Here is a 1,392-nt window from a genome sequence, read left to right on the forward strand (position 1 = left end):
TGATCTTTATTCTCATGGAAGAGAGATTGTAAATCCGATGGCCTGTTGGCGGTCAACTCTTCCGATTTGCGACAATACAGAAATATTTATGCCGGACTGGTACTAAAACACGATATTGAGTACAGACCTACTGTTGAGGATCTCTCGACAAGCTTGATCTCAAGCCCATAGTGAGTGGTAAATAAAAACGGAACGGCCAGTTTTTGACTGGGTAGACGCTAAATGAGCATATTAAGCAATAAAATTTATGGATTTTGGGGAGGATGAGCGGCCCCCCTTTGGCAAGTTAGCCTTGCTCTACAGGTGGAGCCGTGAGTTATTGATAGGTTTCCCCGATAAAGCCCTGGTGAGGCGAAATCAGTATTTGCAGACAGAGCAGGCCAAACAGATAACATTCACGAGATAAGTTGGTATTTTTTAGCTCTGTCACATTAAATATAAACACTTAACGCCATTGTGGGAACGGGTGAAAACCACTCTTGTAACACTTTAAGAAAAGTGATATTAAAATCAGTTGGAGTTTATTAATTTGATTGCAATTTGAATTATTAATATAGGAAGGTATGTTACGAAAATGAATATTAACGTCACGGATACGCCAAACCCACAAGACGAAGAGTATGTCATTGATAGTCTTTGGGCTCACAATAATAAAACTGAAGCTGTAGACATTCATCCGCTATTCTTAACGGTTACCAACGACAACGGCAAAATTGTGGCAGGATTGGTTGCCAGGACCTGGTGGGGTGGGCTTGAGGTCCAATATCTTTGGGTCAGTGATGAATATCGTAAAAGTGGCTATGGTCGCCAATTAATGGAAAAAGCAGAAGAAGAAGCCATAAAACGCGGCTGTCATATGGCTTATGTAGATACTTTCGATTTCCAGGCCAGAGGTTTTTATGAAAAGTTAGGCTATCGTGTCTATGGCGATTTATGTGGATATGCCAAAAAACATACTCGGCACTATCTGGCAAAAGAAATTTAACCGGTTTTAATCGGCGAGGTCGTAATGGATTTGCCCGATAAAAATAATGAAATTTATTTCAAGGGCCTTATTGCCATGATGGAGCACCTCAGTGAGCCATGGGGCATTAAAGATCTGAATTCCCGCCATATCTATATGAACAAGGCAGCCTATCTTTATACCAATACACCATTGAACTTTGAGATAGAGGGGAAGCTGGACGATGAGTTTCCTGCTAACTGGGCTGAATTTTCTCCCGAGTTTATGGAGCATGATAAGAGAACCGAAGAGTCACAAGATCGGGTTACTGTCATAGAAACACATTATTGGTATGGTAAAGATACTCTGACCCCCTTTATCAGTGAAAAGCTGCCTATTTATAATGATAAAAAAGAAGTCATTGGTGTTATGTGGAGTGCCAAACCACT

General features: G+C 40.9%; 2 protein-coding genes. Both read left to right on the plus strand.

The window, feature by feature from the left end; translation table 11 throughout:
- Positions 1-574 precede the first annotated feature (574 nt).
- On the plus strand, positions 575-985 hold the full coding sequence (locus V1952_RS21830; RefSeq protein WP_420075545.1) for a GNAT family N-acetyltransferase: 411 nt from the start codon (positions 575-577) through the stop codon (positions 983-985).
- Positions 986-1,009: 24 nt separating this feature from the next.
- A partial coding sequence (locus V1952_RS21835; RefSeq protein WP_420075546.1) for a PAS domain-containing protein occupies positions 1,010-1,392 on the plus strand: 383 nt, incomplete at its 3' end.

It is taken from the genome of Yersinia sp. 2542 StPb PI (genome assembly GCF_048593855.1).
Classification (GTDB): Bacteria; Pseudomonadota; Gammaproteobacteria; order Enterobacterales; family Enterobacteriaceae; genus Yersinia; species Yersinia enterocolitica_E.